This window comes from Crenobacter sp. CS_VA4 (assembly GCF_055597485.1).
The window spans coordinates 38,097-54,002 of record NZ_JBVMAE010000025.1 but is presented as its reverse complement, the minus strand read 5'-3'; the positions used below and the strand labels follow the sequence as shown (position 1 = coordinate 54,002).

16 protein-coding genes are annotated in these 15,906 nt (G+C 59.1%); 10 read left to right on the top strand and 6 right to left on the bottom strand.

All coding sequences use genetic code 11. From position 1 onward, the window contains the following. Window positions 1-235, bottom strand: a 235-nt coding sequence (locus ACZ2IA_RS23385) for a hypothetical protein (protein WP_495849312.1), incomplete at its 3' end; no start/stop codon positions are given. On the opposite strand from ACZ2IA_RS23385, the gene ACZ2IA_RS23380 reads away from it, so the two are divergent. The 5 genes from ACZ2IA_RS23380 to ACZ2IA_RS18330 are packed head-to-tail and all read left to right on the top strand — an operon-like array spanning window position 218 to window position 2,859. Continuing rightward, window positions 218-544, top strand: coding sequence for a hypothetical protein (locus ACZ2IA_RS23380; RefSeq protein ID WP_495849311.1), 327 nt, complete (start codon window positions 218-220; stop codon window positions 542-544). The two genes, ACZ2IA_RS23385 and ACZ2IA_RS23380, sit on opposite strands and share 18 nt — an antisense overlap. A gap of 12 nt (window positions 545-556) precedes the next feature. Next, entirely contained in the window at window positions 557-844 is a 288-nt protein-coding gene (locus ACZ2IA_RS18345) for a DUF7665 family protein (protein WP_470294039.1), read from the top strand. Further along, on the top strand, window positions 841-1,014 hold the full coding sequence (locus ACZ2IA_RS18340) for a DUF7665 family protein (protein ID WP_470294038.1): 174 nt from the start codon (window positions 841-843) through the stop codon (window positions 1,012-1,014). Before ACZ2IA_RS18345 ends, ACZ2IA_RS18340 begins: the two co-directional genes overlap by 4 nt. Further along, the gene (locus ACZ2IA_RS18335) at window positions 971-1,486 is read left to right on the top strand and encodes a hypothetical protein (protein WP_470294037.1); all 516 of its coding nucleotides are present in this window, start codon (window positions 971-973) and stop codon (window positions 1,484-1,486) included. The genes ACZ2IA_RS18340 and ACZ2IA_RS18335 overlap by 44 nt, the downstream gene beginning before the upstream one ends. Next, entirely contained in the window at window positions 1,483-2,859 is a 1,377-nt protein-coding gene (locus ACZ2IA_RS18330; protein WP_470294036.1) for a ubiquitin-activating E1 family protein, read from the top strand. Before ACZ2IA_RS18335 ends, ACZ2IA_RS18330 begins: the two co-directional genes overlap by 4 nt. Window positions 2,860-3,606: 747 nt before the next feature. On the opposite strand, the gene ACZ2IA_RS18325 is transcribed toward ACZ2IA_RS18330, so the two are convergent. The 4 genes from ACZ2IA_RS18325 to ACZ2IA_RS18310 all read right to left on the bottom strand — a co-directional run bounded on the left by ACZ2IA_RS18325 (window position 3,607) and on the right by ACZ2IA_RS18310 (window position 7,553). After that, window positions 3,607-4,674, bottom strand: a complete 1,068-nt coding sequence (locus ACZ2IA_RS18325; RefSeq protein WP_470294035.1) for an alkene reductase — start codon at window positions 4,672-4,674, stop codon at window positions 3,607-3,609. A gap of 67 nt (window positions 4,675-4,741) precedes the next feature. After that, complete coding sequence (locus tag ACZ2IA_RS18320; protein WP_470294034.1) at window positions 4,742-5,536, bottom strand: SDR family NAD(P)-dependent oxidoreductase; 795 nt, start codon at window positions 5,534-5,536, stop codon at window positions 4,742-4,744. A 53-nt stretch (window positions 5,537-5,589) separates the two neighbouring features. Next, entirely contained in the window at window positions 5,590-6,606 is a 1,017-nt protein-coding gene (locus ACZ2IA_RS18315) for an NADP-dependent oxidoreductase (RefSeq protein ID WP_470294033.1), read from the bottom strand. Beyond that, window positions 6,603-7,553, bottom strand: a complete 951-nt coding sequence (locus ACZ2IA_RS18310; protein ID WP_470294032.1) for an alpha/beta fold hydrolase — start codon at window positions 7,551-7,553, stop codon at window positions 6,603-6,605. The genes ACZ2IA_RS18315 and ACZ2IA_RS18310 overlap by 4 nt, the downstream gene beginning before the upstream one ends. A gap of 58 nt (window positions 7,554-7,611) precedes the next feature. On the opposite strand from ACZ2IA_RS18310, the gene ACZ2IA_RS18305 reads away from it, so the two are divergent. Then, window positions 7,612-8,100 carry a winged helix-turn-helix transcriptional regulator gene (locus tag ACZ2IA_RS18305; protein WP_470294031.1) on the top strand — a complete coding sequence of 163 codons (489 nt, stop codon included), beginning with the start codon at window positions 7,612-7,614 and terminating at the stop codon, window positions 8,098-8,100. Between the two features lie 431 nt (window positions 8,101-8,531). Here the strand turns inward: ACZ2IA_RS18305 and ACZ2IA_RS18300 are convergent, their stop codons facing one another. Next, window positions 8,532-9,992, bottom strand: a complete 1,461-nt coding sequence (locus ACZ2IA_RS18300; RefSeq protein ID WP_470294030.1) for an efflux transporter outer membrane subunit — start codon at window positions 9,990-9,992, stop codon at window positions 8,532-8,534. A 92-nt stretch (window positions 9,993-10,084) separates the two neighbouring features. Here ACZ2IA_RS18300 and ACZ2IA_RS18295 point away from each other — a divergent pair, with 92 nt between their 5' ends. The 4 genes from ACZ2IA_RS18295 (at window position 10,085) to ACZ2IA_RS18280 (ending at window position 15,865) form a co-directional block, all read left to right on the top strand. Continuing rightward, window positions 10,085-10,702: a TetR/AcrR family transcriptional regulator gene (locus ACZ2IA_RS18295; RefSeq protein ID WP_470294029.1), complete on the top strand. Its 618-nt coding sequence runs from the start codon at window positions 10,085-10,087 to the stop codon at window positions 10,700-10,702. Between the two features lie 192 nt (window positions 10,703-10,894). Then, window positions 10,895-11,902 (top strand): efflux RND transporter periplasmic adaptor subunit, encoded by a 1,008-nt coding sequence (locus ACZ2IA_RS18290; RefSeq protein ID WP_470294028.1) that lies wholly within the window; start codon window positions 10,895-10,897, stop codon window positions 11,900-11,902. Then, window positions 11,899-14,988, top strand: a complete 3,090-nt coding sequence (locus ACZ2IA_RS18285; RefSeq protein ID WP_470294027.1) for an efflux RND transporter permease subunit — start codon at window positions 11,899-11,901, stop codon at window positions 14,986-14,988. The genes ACZ2IA_RS18290 and ACZ2IA_RS18285 overlap by 4 nt, the downstream gene beginning before the upstream one ends. Window positions 14,989-15,058: 70 nt before the next feature. Next, window positions 15,059-15,865, top strand: coding sequence for an oxidoreductase (locus ACZ2IA_RS18280; protein WP_470294026.1), 807 nt, complete (start codon window positions 15,059-15,061; stop codon window positions 15,863-15,865). Window positions 15,866-15,906: the final 41 nt, after the last annotated feature.

Sequence of the window (15,906 nt, the reverse complement as noted above, 5' to 3'; positions counted from 1 at the left end):
CCCGCTGCGCGGGCGGCCTCCATACCTGGTCAAAATTCAACGAGCACGGCTGGTCAAAATTCAGTGAGCGCCAACACACTTCAACGACATCAAGCTGATCGAAATCGATGAGCATGCCACCATCGAAGATCTCAAGCGTGCAGCCCTGGACCTGCTGCCCACCGGGGCTGACCACATCGAGCTGAAGCTCTTGCTTGAAGACGATGACGACAACACCATGGATCAGGCAACACACGTCAAGCACCTGAAGAAAGAGCATGGAGTTCGGCTCCATCTGCACCGCTGTGAACATGTGACTGTTCACGTGCACTTTGGTGGCCAAGTCGTACAACACCAGTTCAGCCCGGCCACCACAGTCGGCCGCGTTCGCGAGTGGGCCGGCAACAAGCTTGGCATGGCGCCCGGAGACCTTGCTGAGCATGTGTTGCAAATTGCCGGAAACAACGTTCAGCCCGAAGCTGACGTCCATGTCGGCACTCTGACGACCTGTCCGCAGTGCTCCATCACGTTCGACCTGGTGCCGGTGCACCGCATCAACGGCTGAGAGGAAGGTCAGATGGCACCAGATGAGCAGTTTTTACGTGCCGACCTCAAGTCGGCACGGTTTCTCAATGGCGTGGATCGCAACCGCTGGAAGCTTGAGAAGCTGGATTGGCCACATCTCTTTATCAAAGTGGTAGCGAGTGACGGAAATGAGTTTCTCCTACGCCTGGACTGCAGTGGCTCCCCATCTCGAGGCCACTGGTCGTTCGGGAGCCGACAGTTGTTTTTAAGATCCCAGAACGTCCCGGTTGGCGGCGAGATGGGGAGCGACGCAGAGAAGCTTTCCGACCTGACTGGATGAACGGGGAAGCACTCTATATCCCTTGCGACCGCATAAGCATCAACGGGCATTCCGATTGGCCGGTGAAGTATCCGCAGCTTCTATGGGCCCCTGCAAAGGGCATTAGCCACTACCTGGAGGTTGTTCATGAACTCCTTCACAGCCGCCAAGATGATCACGCCACTGCTTGAAGCTCCGGAACAACTTTGGGCTCAACTCATAGCGCACTTGCGTACCCAAGGAGCTGGAGCCAGGGAAAGCGGCGCCTTCCTTCTGGGGTACAAAAGTGAGGCAGGAAGGACCGTTACATGTTTCTTGCCGTATGAGCACCTCCAAACGGATGCTCTGCACAGCGACTATGTGGCCCTCACTGCAGCGAGCTTCGCCAAGCTTTGGGAGCTATGCCGAGCCAACGGTCTTACTGTTGTTGCAGATGTTCATACACATCGGCTAGGTGCAGCACAAAGCCGCTCTGATCGCGCAAACCCCATGGTGGCATTGGCAGGTCATATCGCTTTCATCGTGCCCCATTTTGCACAAGGGCAAGTCCAGCTACGCGACCTAGGTATGTATGTTTATGAGGGCAACCATAAGTGGACGACCTACACCGACTCTGACGTCGAGCGTCGGGTACGTTTTACTGATAAAGGAGTACCGCGATGAGTGAACTCAACGCCGACACCATGCACCGCTTAGCCAAAATGGCCTTGGACAGCGGGGAAGTCTCTTCGCCCGAGGAAGCGATTGAGATCTTCAAGAATTACCGCTTACATATCCATCTCGGATCAGGTTGGGCAGACACCTTGGCCGGTCAAGCCTGTTTCCTCACGGCCTTGAATTGCGCAGTACGTGTCTTCCTTGGCGGGGTGGAAGTCTCAGGTAACCTTGACACCGAGCTGCAGGTACCTTTGTACGAAGGCCGCGTGGCTCGAAGCGTTATCACAGAACTTCAAGGCACGGTGGCGACAGCAATCAGCACCAGCTTACCGACACTAGTGATAGGACAAACTGCCGTCGAACATAAGGCATCCTTCTGCATCCGCCTTACATGGGATGGCTGGTGCGCAGCCATCGGACCGCTAACTGGTGCGGCCGAGTTAGCCTGTCAGGGTGATAACCCCCTCGCCGGTATCGCTGCAGCCGCCTTGGGGGTTAACGAGGCTTTCTTGCATATCCGAAGCGATCTACCCGAGGCGGGATACCGCACCGTAGGAGTTTCGTTATGGGACCCGTTGGCTCATGACAACTGGAGTTCGCATTGTGGCCCTTCTTTGTGCTATCTGCCGGCTAAGCTCTGGTTGGTCGGGCTTGGCCACCTTGGTCAAGCCTATGCCTGGGCGCTCGGAATGTTGCCTTATCCAAGAAACGGACGCCCTCATCTCGTCCTCCACGATTACGATAAGGCGGCAAGGTCCAACCTCAGCACTTGCCTGTTTTTGAATGAGGGTAACCTGGGCGCCTTTAAAACTCGGGTCATGGCAGAACGCCTTGAGGCCATTGGTTTCACCACCACTCTTGTTGAGCGTCGCTTTGACTCGGGCCATAACATTCAGGATGGCGAGCCGACTACAGCGCTGTTTGGCGTTGATAACGTCAATGCTCGTCGCTATCTAGATTCGGCGGATTTTGCCATGGTGATCGAGGCGGGCTTGGGGAGTGGCTACCGGGATTTTCGCAGTATCCGGACCCACACCTTCCCCAACCCCCGTAAGGCAGCTGAGATCTGGCCAGCTGAAATTACAGCCCAAGCTAAAGAAGAACTGAACGACGTGTACAGTGCACTAGCCGAACAGCGTCAAGACTTGTGTGGGATGACACAGCTTGCATCGCGGGCTGTCGCAACGCCATTTGTCGGTGCCATGGCCGCAACACTAGTTCTAGCTGAAGTTATCAGGCCGCTACATGGAGGGAAGATCCATGCAACACTGGACCTGTCGATGAAGAGCCTACGCCACCTAACAGGCGCACAGGCAAGCAAGTATTTAGGCTTGCCAACGCCTCACGTCCAGGCCTCCCCTCTCACTACTGCCCAGTAGCAATTATTTGAGGCGCTTCAGCCGATGCACTGCCTGAAGAATAGAAGGATGGTAGTAACTAATGCTGCAAAATGAGAAGAGGCCCTAAGGGCCTCTTCGCTTTTATAGCATGACCAATGCATGATAGACTTCATTACCTCGTGACAGACTTTATTCTTTCCGATCATCTTTCTGATTCGAAAGAATAAAGTCTGTCATGGCAACTACTCGCAAGCCATTGATGCATATATGTATTTTCAAGTGCGCAACAAGCCATTTATGTCAGTCATGAGTGTGCCGTTTTGAGCGATAGCTGTATGGTTTGAGGAATATAGTCTGTCAAACCTAACAACGACGTGGGTTTCATCCAACTACACTACCTTTCTTGGAGGGTGGAAGCCGACCCCAAGCAGCCAACCAGTTGGTGACGGCTAACCGGCTCCTATTCGGCCTTAGCAGTCGCCTGACAGGGCAATCGAAAGGGGCTGGATTCGATCCAAAGCGGAAGTCGCCTGATTGGAAAGATGGATGTTCAACAAAGTGGACGGCCCGGGGAACCGGGCTGCCCAGCTGTCTTATTTCACAGTCCGACAGGACTCGAACTGGCTACCTTCACTCTATCAACCCCATGTGACCACTCCCATCGGCTAACCAGATATGTCCCCATGCACTGATCCTGTTCGTAACTTTCCAGATCGTTAGATCGCGTACTTTTTACGATACCAGTTCCACACCGGTCACCTCAATGGCAGGTATCTGGGATAGGCTTCAATAGTCAGTGTAACCCTTTTCGCCAGGCGTGTAGAAAGTAGCGAAATCAGGCGCCACCAGTTCCTGTCCCGACTTTAGCTTGGCTACCAGATTCGGATTCGAGATAAACGGACGACCGAAAGCCACCAGGTCACCACGCTGTGCGTCGAGATCGGCATCGGCGCGGGCGACATCGTAGCCACCGGAGAGAATGTATTGCCCGTTGAACGCGGCACGGAGCCTGGCTTTCAATTCGGGACTGACTTCCGGCGCTCCCATGGCGCTGTGATCCACGATGTGGATATAGAGCAGGCCAAGCGCATTCAACTCGTCGATCAGACGCAGGTACACGTCATCCATCTCGGCATCCGGTAGCTGGGCATTGAAGACGCCATACGGCGAGATCCGCATGCCAACGCGCCCGGCGCCAATGGCGGCGACGGTTGCCCTGGCGACTTCGACCGCGAAGCGGATGCGGTTTTCGACCGAGCCGCCCCAGCGATCATGGCGCTGATTGGACGCCGTATTGAGGAACTGGTCGATCAGGTAACCGTTGGCCGCATGCAGCTCGACGCCATCGAAACCGGCCTCTATCGCCAGTTCGGCCGACGCCGCATATTCGGCGATGCTCTGCGCAATGTCCGCCTCGCTCATTTCGCGTGGTACGGGATGCGGCTGCATGCCGTCGCTGTCGGTCCACATCTCGCCGGGAACGGTGATCGGCGAGGGCGCCAGGACGCTGGCACCGGCCGGCATGTTCGCGGGATGGCTGACCCGCCCAGTATGCATCAATTGCACAAAAATCCGGCCGCCGGCCTGATGGACGCCATCGGTCACCCGTCGCCAGCCCTGCACCTGCTCTGCGCTGAACAGTCCGGGTATGCGTGCGTAACCCAGGCCGTTGGGTGACGGCGAGGTGCCTTCGGTAATGATCAGTCCGGCATCCGCCCGCAGGCGGTAGTAGTGCGCCATCAGTTCATTGGGCAGGTTGCCGGGCGCGCGGCTGCGCGTCAGCGGCGCCATGACGATGCGGTTCTTCAGCGTCAGGCTGCCGAGTTGGGTGGGGGTGAAGAGCGTGCTGCTCATAAAAGTCTCCAGGATGTCGGGTTTGGATCAGGTCGGATGGCAACCAGGGCGCGGCGCCCGACTGCGTTCAGAGGGCAAGGAGTCGTGGCGCAGGCTGGCCGGTTTGCATCGCGGCGAACAGCTCGGCGCGTGCCGTGTCGTATCGCTCCCAGAGGCCGGTATCCGCCATGGACGGCAACGTGACCGACTCGCCCTGGTCGAAACCGGCCAACGCAGCGTCGACAAGATGCTCGGCAGACATCACCGTCTCTGGCGCCAGTGCGGCCAGCGGCACCCCGGAGATATCCCAAAGGTCGGTGGCGGTGGCGGCAGGCAGCACCACCTGGACCCTGACGCCGGTATTCACCAGTTCCTGCTGCAGGCCTCGGCTGAAATTGAGCACGAAACCCTTGGTGCCGCTGTATACGGCGCTTACCGGCAGCGCATGAAGTGCCAATGCCGAGGCAATGTTGATAATGACGCCATCGTTGCGCGCCTTGAACGCGGGCAGCACGGCATGCGTCAAGCGCGTCAGGGTGGTGATGTTCAACGCGATCTGCGACAGCGAGTCTTGCAGCGGTGTGTCGGTAACCGGGCTCAGCCTGGCAATGCCGGCGTTGTTCACCAGCACCCGGATGGCGGGATTGGTTGCGAGAACGGTTTCCAGCCGCGTGAGATCGGCTTCTTGCTCCAGGTCGGCCACCAGCGTTTCGGCCTTGATGTCGTAAGCCTGCTCAAGCCTTGTGGCGAGCGTCTGCAGGCGGTCGCCGCGCCGGGCAACGAGCAGGAGGTCATAGCCGCGCCCGGCAAGACGATCTGCGTAGATGGCACCAATGCCGGATGAAGCGCCGGTTACAACCGCGATTTTTCTGGATGAGTTCATGGTTTTCTTCTGTCGGTCTGGTGGGTAAAAACTGGGGACTTAATGGCGACGGTTCACAGCATCTTGACGACCACTTTGCCCTTGGATCGTCCTTGGGCAAGGTACTCGAGCGCCTCCTTGGCCTGCTCGAACGGAAACACCTTGTCGATCACGGGCTTGATGCGCTGGGTTTCGAGCAGCTTGCCGATTTCGGTGAGTTGGGCGCCGTCGGGGTGCATGAACAGAAACGAGTAGGTGACGTCCCGCTTCTGCGCAAGGCGCATGATCTTGCGGCTCATCAGCCCGAATACGAAGGTCAGGACGAAGTTCAGGCGCTTGGCACGCGCGAATGCGGCGTCCAGCGGGCCGATCAGCGAGACGATCTTGCTTCCCGGTTTGAGGATGGCGATGGACTTCTCGATCGCGTCACCCCTGACGGTGCCAAGCACCGCGTCATAGCCGCGCAGCACGTTCTCGAATGCCTGCTTCTTGTAGTCGACCACTTCGTCTGCGCCCAGGCTGCGCACCAGTTCGACGTTACCCGTGCTGGTGGTGGTACCCACCCTGGCGCCAAGGTGCTTTGCCAGCTGGATCGCAAACGTGCCGATTCCGCCGGAGCCGGCAGGGATGAACACCTTGTGGCCGGCCTGAAGACTGGCACGTTCCTTCAGCGCTTGCCACGAGGTGAGCCCGACCATCGGGATCGACGCGGCCTGCACGAAGTCCAGATTGGCCGGCTTCAGCGCGGCAGCGCGCTCCGGCACCACCGCGAACTCGGCAATCGACCCCGTGCCAAGGTCGAAGATGCTGGCGAAGACGGCATCGCCTGGCTTGAAACGGGTCACGTTGCCGCCAACCTCGCTCACCACACCGGCCAGATCGCTGCCCAGTGTGGCCGGAAGCTGGAAATGCAGGACCGGTTTGAACATCCCGGTCGGAATCATGTTGTCGATCGGGTTCACACTGGCGGCGTGGACCTGTACCAGCAGTTCGTCGGCCTTCAGCGTGGGGTGGGGTACCTCGGCGAGTCCGATCTCGGGCGACTTGCCATAGCGTTTGAAGGTGAGCGCTTTCATGGTTTGATTGTTCATCCCTGGTTTTTCATTCTGGTCGGATCGGATTCGTCAGCGAGGAAGTCCAGCACCGCCGGCACAAAGGCCCGGTAGTGCTGGAAGACGCCGCCGTGGCCGGAATCGGGGTAGATCGTGAGTCGGGCATTCGGCAGCCGGCGAGCCATGTTGGCCGAATGGCTGCTGTCGACCATCAGGTCACGGTCGCCGTTGGCGACGAAAACCGGTTGCGTAATCACCGAGAGGTCGTCTGGCGCACTCAGCCCCGCCGTTCTGATGGCCTGCAGTTGGGCACGCCGGGCCTGTAGGGAAATGGGCTTGTCACGGTTTTTGGTGCGTTCCTTCAGCCGGGCGAAATAGTCTTTCGCCGCGCGCTTGCCCTCCGGGGTGCGAGGGAAAAACAGGAAATTCCTCGGATCGCTCAGCGTGAGCGCCGCCTTGAGGTAGGCGGTGACGGCAATTCTGGTGATCTCGTCGATACCGCCGCCGCCCCGTGGCCCCGTGCCGGCAAGGACGATCCGGCGCACGAGGCCGGGAGCCTGCAAGGCCACCATTTGCGCTACGCCGCCGCCCAAGGAGAAGCCGAGCAGATCGACCTTTTTGAGCCCCAAGGCACGGATGAAGGCGATGGCATCGCGCCCCATCTCCTCGATGGTGTGCGGTACCGATCCGCTCGAGGCGCCGACCCCGCGGTTGTCGAAGGCGATCACCCGCCGTTGCGCGGCGATGCCGTCGATCACACGTGGGTCCCAGTCGTCGAGCACGGCCATCAGGTGGTGCAGGAAGATCACTGGCACGCCGGAGTCGGGGCCGAGCTCCCGGTAGGCGAAAGCTACCCCGCCAACGTCAATCGTGCGGGTCGGTACATCTTTCCATTTCACATTGCCCATCGGCCGCGCCGCAGTGGCTGCGCCGATGCCTGAAGATGCCCCGCTTGCCGGAGCGATACCTGTATTGTTCGTGCCCATCAATGAAATCTCCCGGCGAGTGGATTGCTTGTCGTCGAAGTGTTAGTATCAAACTGATATGAACAATACTACCAATCTGAAAGTAAGTCACTATCAAAATAGTATGGACAACGAAAATAGTTGCAATAACCCGTGCCCGATCGCGCGCAGCTTGGCTGTTGCCGGTGACGCGTGGAGCATATTGATCCTGCGGGATGCCCACGCCGGCCTCACACGCTTTGACCAATTCCGGAAAAGCCTGGGCATTGCACCGACGATGCTGACCCGCCGGCTGGCGACACTGACTGAGGAGGGCTTGCTGGCAAAGCGGCGCTACTCGGAACACCCGCCGCGCGAGGAGTATCTGCTGACGGCTGCCGGCCGCGATTTTCTGCCGGTGCTGTTCATGATTGGTGCGTGGGGTCGTCAATACCGGGGCGGCGGCAAGCTGACTCGTTTCTTCGACGCAGAAACCGGCACTGAAATTAAAGCAATCGCTGTGGATGAAGTCACAGGGGCGAAGATAGGGACTCGCCCTATGCGCATGGTGACGCCGGACGAAAGCTGACAAGAGATTTGAGCAACCTGATGGCTGCTCTGCATATTTAGTCGATGGTGGACGTGGCGCCTTGGCGCACCAAGCTTCACTACAGTCAGCAATCCGCAGCTACTTTGCTTACGCAGTTACTGAGAGCATCCAACGGCGACGAACGCCGAACTTCTGTCAGTTGAAGTCATTTCCTCAATGTCCGCCATCACTCTCGGTGATGGCCATCGAGCTGTACTAATGACTGTCTGGTCTGCCCCAGCTCCAACAGGAAGTAAGAGGCTGTTTTCTGACAGAAAGCAGTCATGGTCTGAGCAAAAAGTAGGGGACCGCTTTGGCCGGCTTGTAGGCCAGCTCATCATGTGTGCTGGCAGATCGTCGGCCAAAGCAACCAATGAGTAGAGAGGTTCACAATGGCAGGTTTGCTCAGGAGTCCGGACTCGCACCTGTTGCTACTTGATTGCCTGCAATTCGGGTGCGCGGGGCTGCCAACCACCGCCAAGCGCCTTGAAGGCTGCGACCGCTGCGCGTGCTGATTCTGCTTGCGCCTGTGCTTGCGCGTCGGAGGCACGGAGCAAACTTTCATCGGCTTGCAGCACCTCGATCAGGCTGACGACACCCTTTTGATAGGCGGCAAACGAGGCCGACTGGGCGCGGCCAAGCGAGCCCACACCTTTGGCAAGGGCTGCTGCCTGTTCTTCGCGTTTGACCAAGGCCGAGAAAGCGTTTTCCACGTCCTCGGTTGCCTGTAGCACGGCAAGCCGATACGCGGCCAACCTCTCTGCCTCCTGGCCCTTTGCTTGGTCGATCTGCGCGTTGATGCGCCCAAAATCGAACAGACGCCAGCGCAGCCCCAGCACGCCGGTGGCCTGGCTGGCACCACTAGTGAACAGATTACCGGCGGACACTGCCGTCGCACTGCCGATCAGCCCGCTCAGCGAGAGCTTGGGGTAATACTCGGCAATGGCAACGCCAATACGTGCATTCGATGCAGCCAATCGGCGCTCGGCCACGATCAGGTCAGGCCGGCGCCGAAGCAACTCGCCCGGCGATCCGGTGGTGCCAATGCGTGGGGCGACAGGGATGGCACCAACTTCGGCCAGCTCGGCGCGATGCGTGCCGGGTGACGAACCCAGCATCACATCCAATGCGTTCATGGCCGCGTCCAGCCCCGTTTCGAGGACTGGAACGGAGGACTGGACCTGGGCAAGCGCCCCTTCGGCCTGGTTCACCTGCAGTTCGGCCGCCAAACCCTTGCTATATAGCAGCTGGATGGTCTTAAACAGCTCCTGCTGTTTCTGCACCTGTCTCCGGGCCACCTCCAAGCGGGTTTGCAATCCGCGGATGCTGATATAAATGTCGGCGGTCTGGGCCGCTACCGCCAAGCGTGTGGCAGTGGCACCGGCTTCCGAAGCCTGATACTCGGCCAGCGCCGCTTCTCGTCCACGGCGCAAGCCACCAAACAAGTCCAGTTCCCAGCTGGCACCGAGATCGGCCTCGTAGGCATTGCCATAACGGTCGAATCCTGGTTTCGAATTCAAGACTTGCCCCAAGGGCGTTTCAACGGATTGGTAGGCTCTGGCAGCTTGGCCGCTGACATTGCCAGCAGGCAGCAATGCGGCATTGGCCGCCCCCAGGCCCGCCCGCGCTTGAACGACACGAGCGGATGCCTGCGCGAGATCGAGATTCTGTTCCAACGCCAGCATGACGTATCGACTCAGTTGCGGATCACCGAACCCCGTCCACCATGCAGCCAGGTCGGCACTGGTTGACGCATGCCGCTGTTCCACTGAGGCAGCGCCCAGATACCGTTCAGGCATCGGCATGTTGGGCCGGGCATAATCGGGACCAACGGCACAGCCGGTCAACAGACCGGCGGCGATGAGCAAGGCAAGAGGGCGTTTAGCTAGCACGGGCAGGCTCCGAATCAAGATGGACTATAGTGACCATAATACATATTGGTCACTTGTTGTCAATTTTTGAGCGCGTCTGTAAGCTACTGCCCATGAAGAATACACACACATCCCCCGCAGTCGCCCGCGGCCCGGCCGACCACGAAGTACGCGGTCAAATCGTCGCAGCCGCCACCGAGCACTTCAGCCTCTATGGCTACGAGAAGACCACTGTGTCTGACCTCGCCAAGGCTATTGGTTTTTCCAAGGCCTATATCTACAAGTTCTTCGAGTCCAAGCAAGCCATCGGCGAGATGATTTGTGCTAACTGTCTACGCGAGATTGAGAACGATGTCAGAACAGCGGTAGACGCAGTGGAACGACCGCCAGAGAAACTGCGGCGGATGTTTAAAACCATTGTAGAGTCAAGCCTTCGGCTGTTTTTCCAAGATCGTAAACTCTATGAGATCGCCGCCTCTGCTGCCGGTGAACGCTGGCAGGCGACGGTCGCCTACGAAGAGCGCATTCAGGGCTTGCTACAAGACATCGTGCAGCAGGGGCGACTGAGCGGGGACTTTGAGCGCAAGACACCGCTTGATGAAACCGCCAAAGCGATTTACCTGGTGATGCGCCCTTATCTGCACCCGCTGCTGTTGCAATACAACTTCGAGAACACCGAGGAGGCACCCGCGCAACTTTCCAGCCTGGTGCTGCGCAGCCTGTCGCCGTGATGATACAGACGAGTTGTGACCATTGACTAAATTGGTCACAAGAACAATACTGAAAGTCCCGATCACTTCGTCAAAGGGACTTTCATGCTTCGGCATCGCCTTGCTATCTCTACAGTCATTTGTGCTTTGCCGTTTGCCTTGGTCGCTTGCGGCGAAAAAACACAATCCGACCCACGTACCAGCACACCGCTTGTGCGTACCGCCATTGTTCAGGCAACCATCCCTGAATCACGTTCATTTACTGGCACCATAGCCGCCCGGGTACAGAGCGATCTCGGCTTCCGGGTCTCCGGCAAGGTGCTAGAGCGCCTGGTGGACGCTGGGCAAACCGTCAAACGCGGCCAGCCGCTGATGCGGATCGACCCGGTCGATCTGCGGCTTGCCGCCAATGCACAACAGGAGGCGGTTGCCGCAGCGCGAGCACGGGCACAGCAGGCGGCGCAGGACGAAGCCCGTTACCGTGACCTGCGTGGAACCGGTGCGATTTCTGCTTCCGCCTACGACCAGATCAAAGCGGCGGCTGATGCCGCCAAAGCCCAGCTCAGCGCAGCTGAAGCGCAGGCCGACGTGGCCCGCAATGCAAGCCGCTATGCGGAGCTGGTGGCGGATGGCGATGGGGTGGTCATGGAAACGCTGGCCGAGCCCGGCCAAGTCGTCAACGCGGGACAGATCGTGGTGCGTCTAGCTCACGCCGGTCGCCGCGAGGCCGTCATCCAGTTGCCAGAAACCCTGCGCCCTGCAGTCGGTTCCATCGGGCAAGCCACGCTGTTCGGCAAGGAAGACGTCAGCGTTCCGGCCAAACTTCGTCAGCTGTCCGATACTGCAGACCGACTTACCCGCACCTTCGAAGCACACTATGTGCTGGATGGCGAATTGGCCGATGCCCCGTTGGGTGCCACGGTGACCGTCCGGATTCCGGACGGCCGTGCTGCAGTGAACGGCGGCATGCAGGTGCCAATCGGCGCGCTGTCCGACGCAGGCAAAGGGCCGGGAGTATGGGTGATCGATGGTAAGCCGGCTAAGGTTTCCTGGCGGCCGGTCACTGTCCTGCACCTGGGTGACGATGGCGCGCGCATCGCCGGCCAGATCAAGCAAGGCGACCGGATCGTCGCGCTTGGCGCGCACCTGCTACGCGAAGGCGAGCAGATCCGGGTGGCTGACCAAGCCGTCGCCACTGCAGCAGAAGGAGTCAAGCCGTGAGCGAAGGCCGTTTCAACCTATCGGCACTCGCTGTACGCGAACGTGCCGTTACGCTATTCCTGATTCTATTGATCTCGCTGGCGGGGGTAATGTCCTTCTTCAAGCTGGGTCGTGCCGAGGACCCCTCATTCACGATCAAGGTGATGACCATCGTTACCGCCTGGCCCGGCGCTACCGCGCAGGAGATGCAAGATCAGGTGGCCGAGAAGATCGAGAAGCGTCTGCAGGAGCTGCGTTGGTATGACCGTAGCGAGACCTACACCCGTCCTGGACTGGCTTTTACCACGCTGACCTTGCTGGATAGCACCCCTCCGCCGGAAGTGAAAGAAGAGTTCTATCAGGCACGGAAGAAAATTGGAGATGAAGTACAAAATCTTCCTTCTGGCGTGATTGGTCCATTTCTGAATGATGAATATTCTGATGTGACCTTCGCCTTGTTTGCACTCAAGGCCAAGGGTGAACCACAGCGCGTGCTTGTTCGCGATGCGGAAACGCTGCGCCAGCGTCTGCTGCATGTGCCTGGTGTGAAGAAAGTCAATATCGTTGGCGAACAGGCCGAGCGGATCTTTATCGAGTTCTCGCATGATCGCTTGGCCACACTGGGCATCAGCCCGCTGGACGTGTTTGCCGCCCTCAATAGCCAAAATGTACTGACGCCCGCCGGCTCAGTGGAAACCAAGGGACCGCAGGTATTCATCCGCCTGGATGGTGCCTTCGACCAACTGCAGAAAATCCGAGATACGCCGGTGGTGGCGCAAGGCCGCACACTGAAGCTGTCGGACATTGCCACAGTCAAGCGCGGGTACGAAGACCCAGCGACGTTCATGATCCGTAACGGTGGCGAGCCGGCGCTGTTGCTGGGCGTCGTCATGCGCGACGGCTGGAACGGGCTCGACTTGGGTAAGGCGCTGGATAGCGAAGTCGGCGCGATCAACGCAGAGCAACCGCTGGGCATGAGCCTGACTAAAGTGACCGACCAAGCCGTCAACATCAGCTCGGCGGTCGATGAGTTCATGATCAAGTTCTTCGCCGCGGTGCTGGTAGTCATGCTGGTGAGCTTTGTGAGCATGGGCTGGCGCGTGGGCGTCGTAGTTGCCGCGGCCGTACCGTTGACGCTAGCCGTCGTCTTTGCCGTGATGCTGGCAACCGGAAAGAACTTCGACCGCATCACGCTGGGATCGCTGATCCTGGCGCTGGGCCTGCTGGTGGACGATGCCATTATCGCCATCGAAATGATGGTAGTGAAGATGGAAGAAGGCTACAACCGGATCGCCGCTTCGGCCTATGCCTGGAGCCACACCGCAGCACCAATGCTTTCGGGCACGCTGGTCACGGCAGTTGGCTTCATGCCCAATGGCTTCGCCCGATCCACGGCGGGTGAGTACACAAGCAATATGTTCTGGATCGTTGGCATCGCCCTGATCGCCTCGTGGGTGGTCGCGGTGGTGTTCACCCCCTACCTGGGCGTCAAGCTGTTGCCCGACTTCAAGAAGGTCGAAGGCGGTCACGAGGGGATCTACGACACGCCACGCTACAACCGCTTCCGTCAACTGCTGGGGCGCATCATTGCCCGCAAGTGGATCGTCGCCGGCTCGGTGATCGGCCTTTTTGTTGTGTCGGTGCTTGGCATGGCTGTGGTCAAGAAACAGTTCTTCCCGATTTCTGACCGGCCTGAAGTGTTGGTCGAGGTGCAGATGCCCTATGGCACGTCGATCACGCAAACCAGTGCAGCCACCGCGAAGGTGGAGGCCTGGCTGGCCAAGCAGAAGGAAGCCAGGATCGTCACCGCCTACGTCGGCCAGGGTGCGCCACGCTTTTTCTTCTCAGTGGGACCGGAACTACCTGATCCGTCGTTTGCAAAGGTTGTCGTGCGAACGGATAACCAGGATGAGCGTGAAGCACTGAAATACCGACTGAGACAGGCCATCGCCGACGGTCTGGCCCCCGAGGCACGCTTGCGCGTCACCCAACTCGTATTTGGCCCCTATTCGCCATTCCCGGTGGCCTACCGGGTCACCGGCCCCGATCCGGAGGTGTTGCGCAAGGTAGCGACCGAAGTGCAGCAGGTCATGGATGCCAGCCCGCTGATGCGCACAGTCAACACGGATTGGGGAGTACGTGTACCCACGCTGCACTTCACCTTGCAGCAAGACCGGTTGCAGGCGGTGGGTCTGACCTCCAGCGCCGTGGCACAACAACTGCAATTCCTGCTGACCGGGGTGCCCGTCACCGCTGTACGCGAGGACATTCGCACGGTGCAGGTCGTCGCACGCTCGGCCGGTAATGTCCGGCTCGACCCGGCCAAGATTGGCGATTTCACGCTGGCAGGCGCCCATGGGCAGCGTATCCCGCTGTCGCAGGTGGGCAAGGTTGAGGTGCGCATGGAAGAGCCAATCATGCGCCGGCGCGACCGCATGCCGACGATCACTGTGCGGGGCGATATTGCCGAAGGCTTGCAGCCACCGGACGTGTCAACGGCCATTACCAAGCAACTCCAGCCGATCATGGCAAAGCTGCCCAGTGGCTATCACATCGTAGAAGCGGGATCCATCGAGGAATCGGGCAAGGCCACGGTGGCGATGCTGCCGATCTTCCCGATCATGCTCGCCATCACCCTGCTCATCATCATCTTGCAAGTGCGTTCAATCGCAGGAATGGTGATGGTCTTCCTCACCAGCCCGCTGGGGCTGATCGGTGTGGTGCCGACGTTGCTGCTGTTCCAGCAGCCCTTCGGCATCAATGCGCTGGTCGGCCTGATTGCACTGTCGGGCATCCTGATGCGCAACACGCTGATCTTGATCGGACAGATCCGTGAAAACGAAAAGGCTGGGCTAGATCCATTCCGTGCAGTGGTCGAAGCGACCGTGCAGCGTGCGCGGCCGGTGATCCTGACTGCACTGGCGGCGATCCTGGCGTTCATCCCGCTGACCCATTCGGTGTTCTGGGGAACGCTTGCTTACACACTGATCGGCGGCACCTTCGCCGGGACGATCCTGACCCTGGTATTCCTGCCGGCAATGTATTCCATCTGGTTCAAGATCCGGCCCGCCAGCGTCAGCCGAGCTTTGGCGGAAGAACCGGTGTGAAGATGGGCCGCCAAGGCGGCCTGTCCTGAGTTGCGCAATCGCTATCTTTCTATATCGAAACGGAAATCCCATGAAAAGTTCGACTGTTGTCGTCATCACAGGTGTGTCGTCTGGTATCGGACGAGCCACCGCAGAGAAGTTCGCCCAGCGGGGCTGCCGCGTATTTGGCACGGTGCGCAATACGGCAAAAGCCCAGGCAATACCTGGTGTCACTCTCATCGAGATGGACATCCGTGACGAAGCGTCAATTCAACGTGGCATCCAGATCATCATCGATCAAGCCAAGCGCATCGACGTGCTGGTCAACAGTGCGGGCGTAACCCTGCTCGGTGCGATGGAAGAAACATCGATTGCCGAAGCCCAGACACTGTTCGACACCAACCTCTTCGGCCTCTTGCGCACGATCAAGGCGGTGCTGCCGCACATGCGCGCGCAGCGTTCCGGCCGCATCGTCAACGTCAGTTCGGTGCTGGGTTTTCTGCCTGCGCCGTACATGGCGCTCTATTCGGCGTCCAAGCATGCCGTTGAAGGGCTGTCCGAGACCCTGGATCACGAGGTACGCCAATTCGGCATTCGCGTAGCGCTGGTCGAACCCTCTTTTACCAAAACCAACCTGGATATCAATGCGCCACAGACGGCTTCCAGAATCTCCGACTACGACGTAGAGCTCGGCGTCGTTTCCCAGGCCATTCAAAACAATGTCCAAAAAGCACCCAATCCCGATGGAGTCGCCTCCACGATTGTTGATGCCGCGTTGGACGTTTGGAAGATGCGCCATACGCCCAAGGGCGAGGCCTCTCTTCTGGCCAAGTTGCGCCGCTTCATGCCCGCTGGCCCGGTCGAGAAGGGCCTAAGGAAAACGTTTGGATTGGTGTGAATCGATCCCGACCTTCTCACAGTGGCAAGCACCTCAACGAG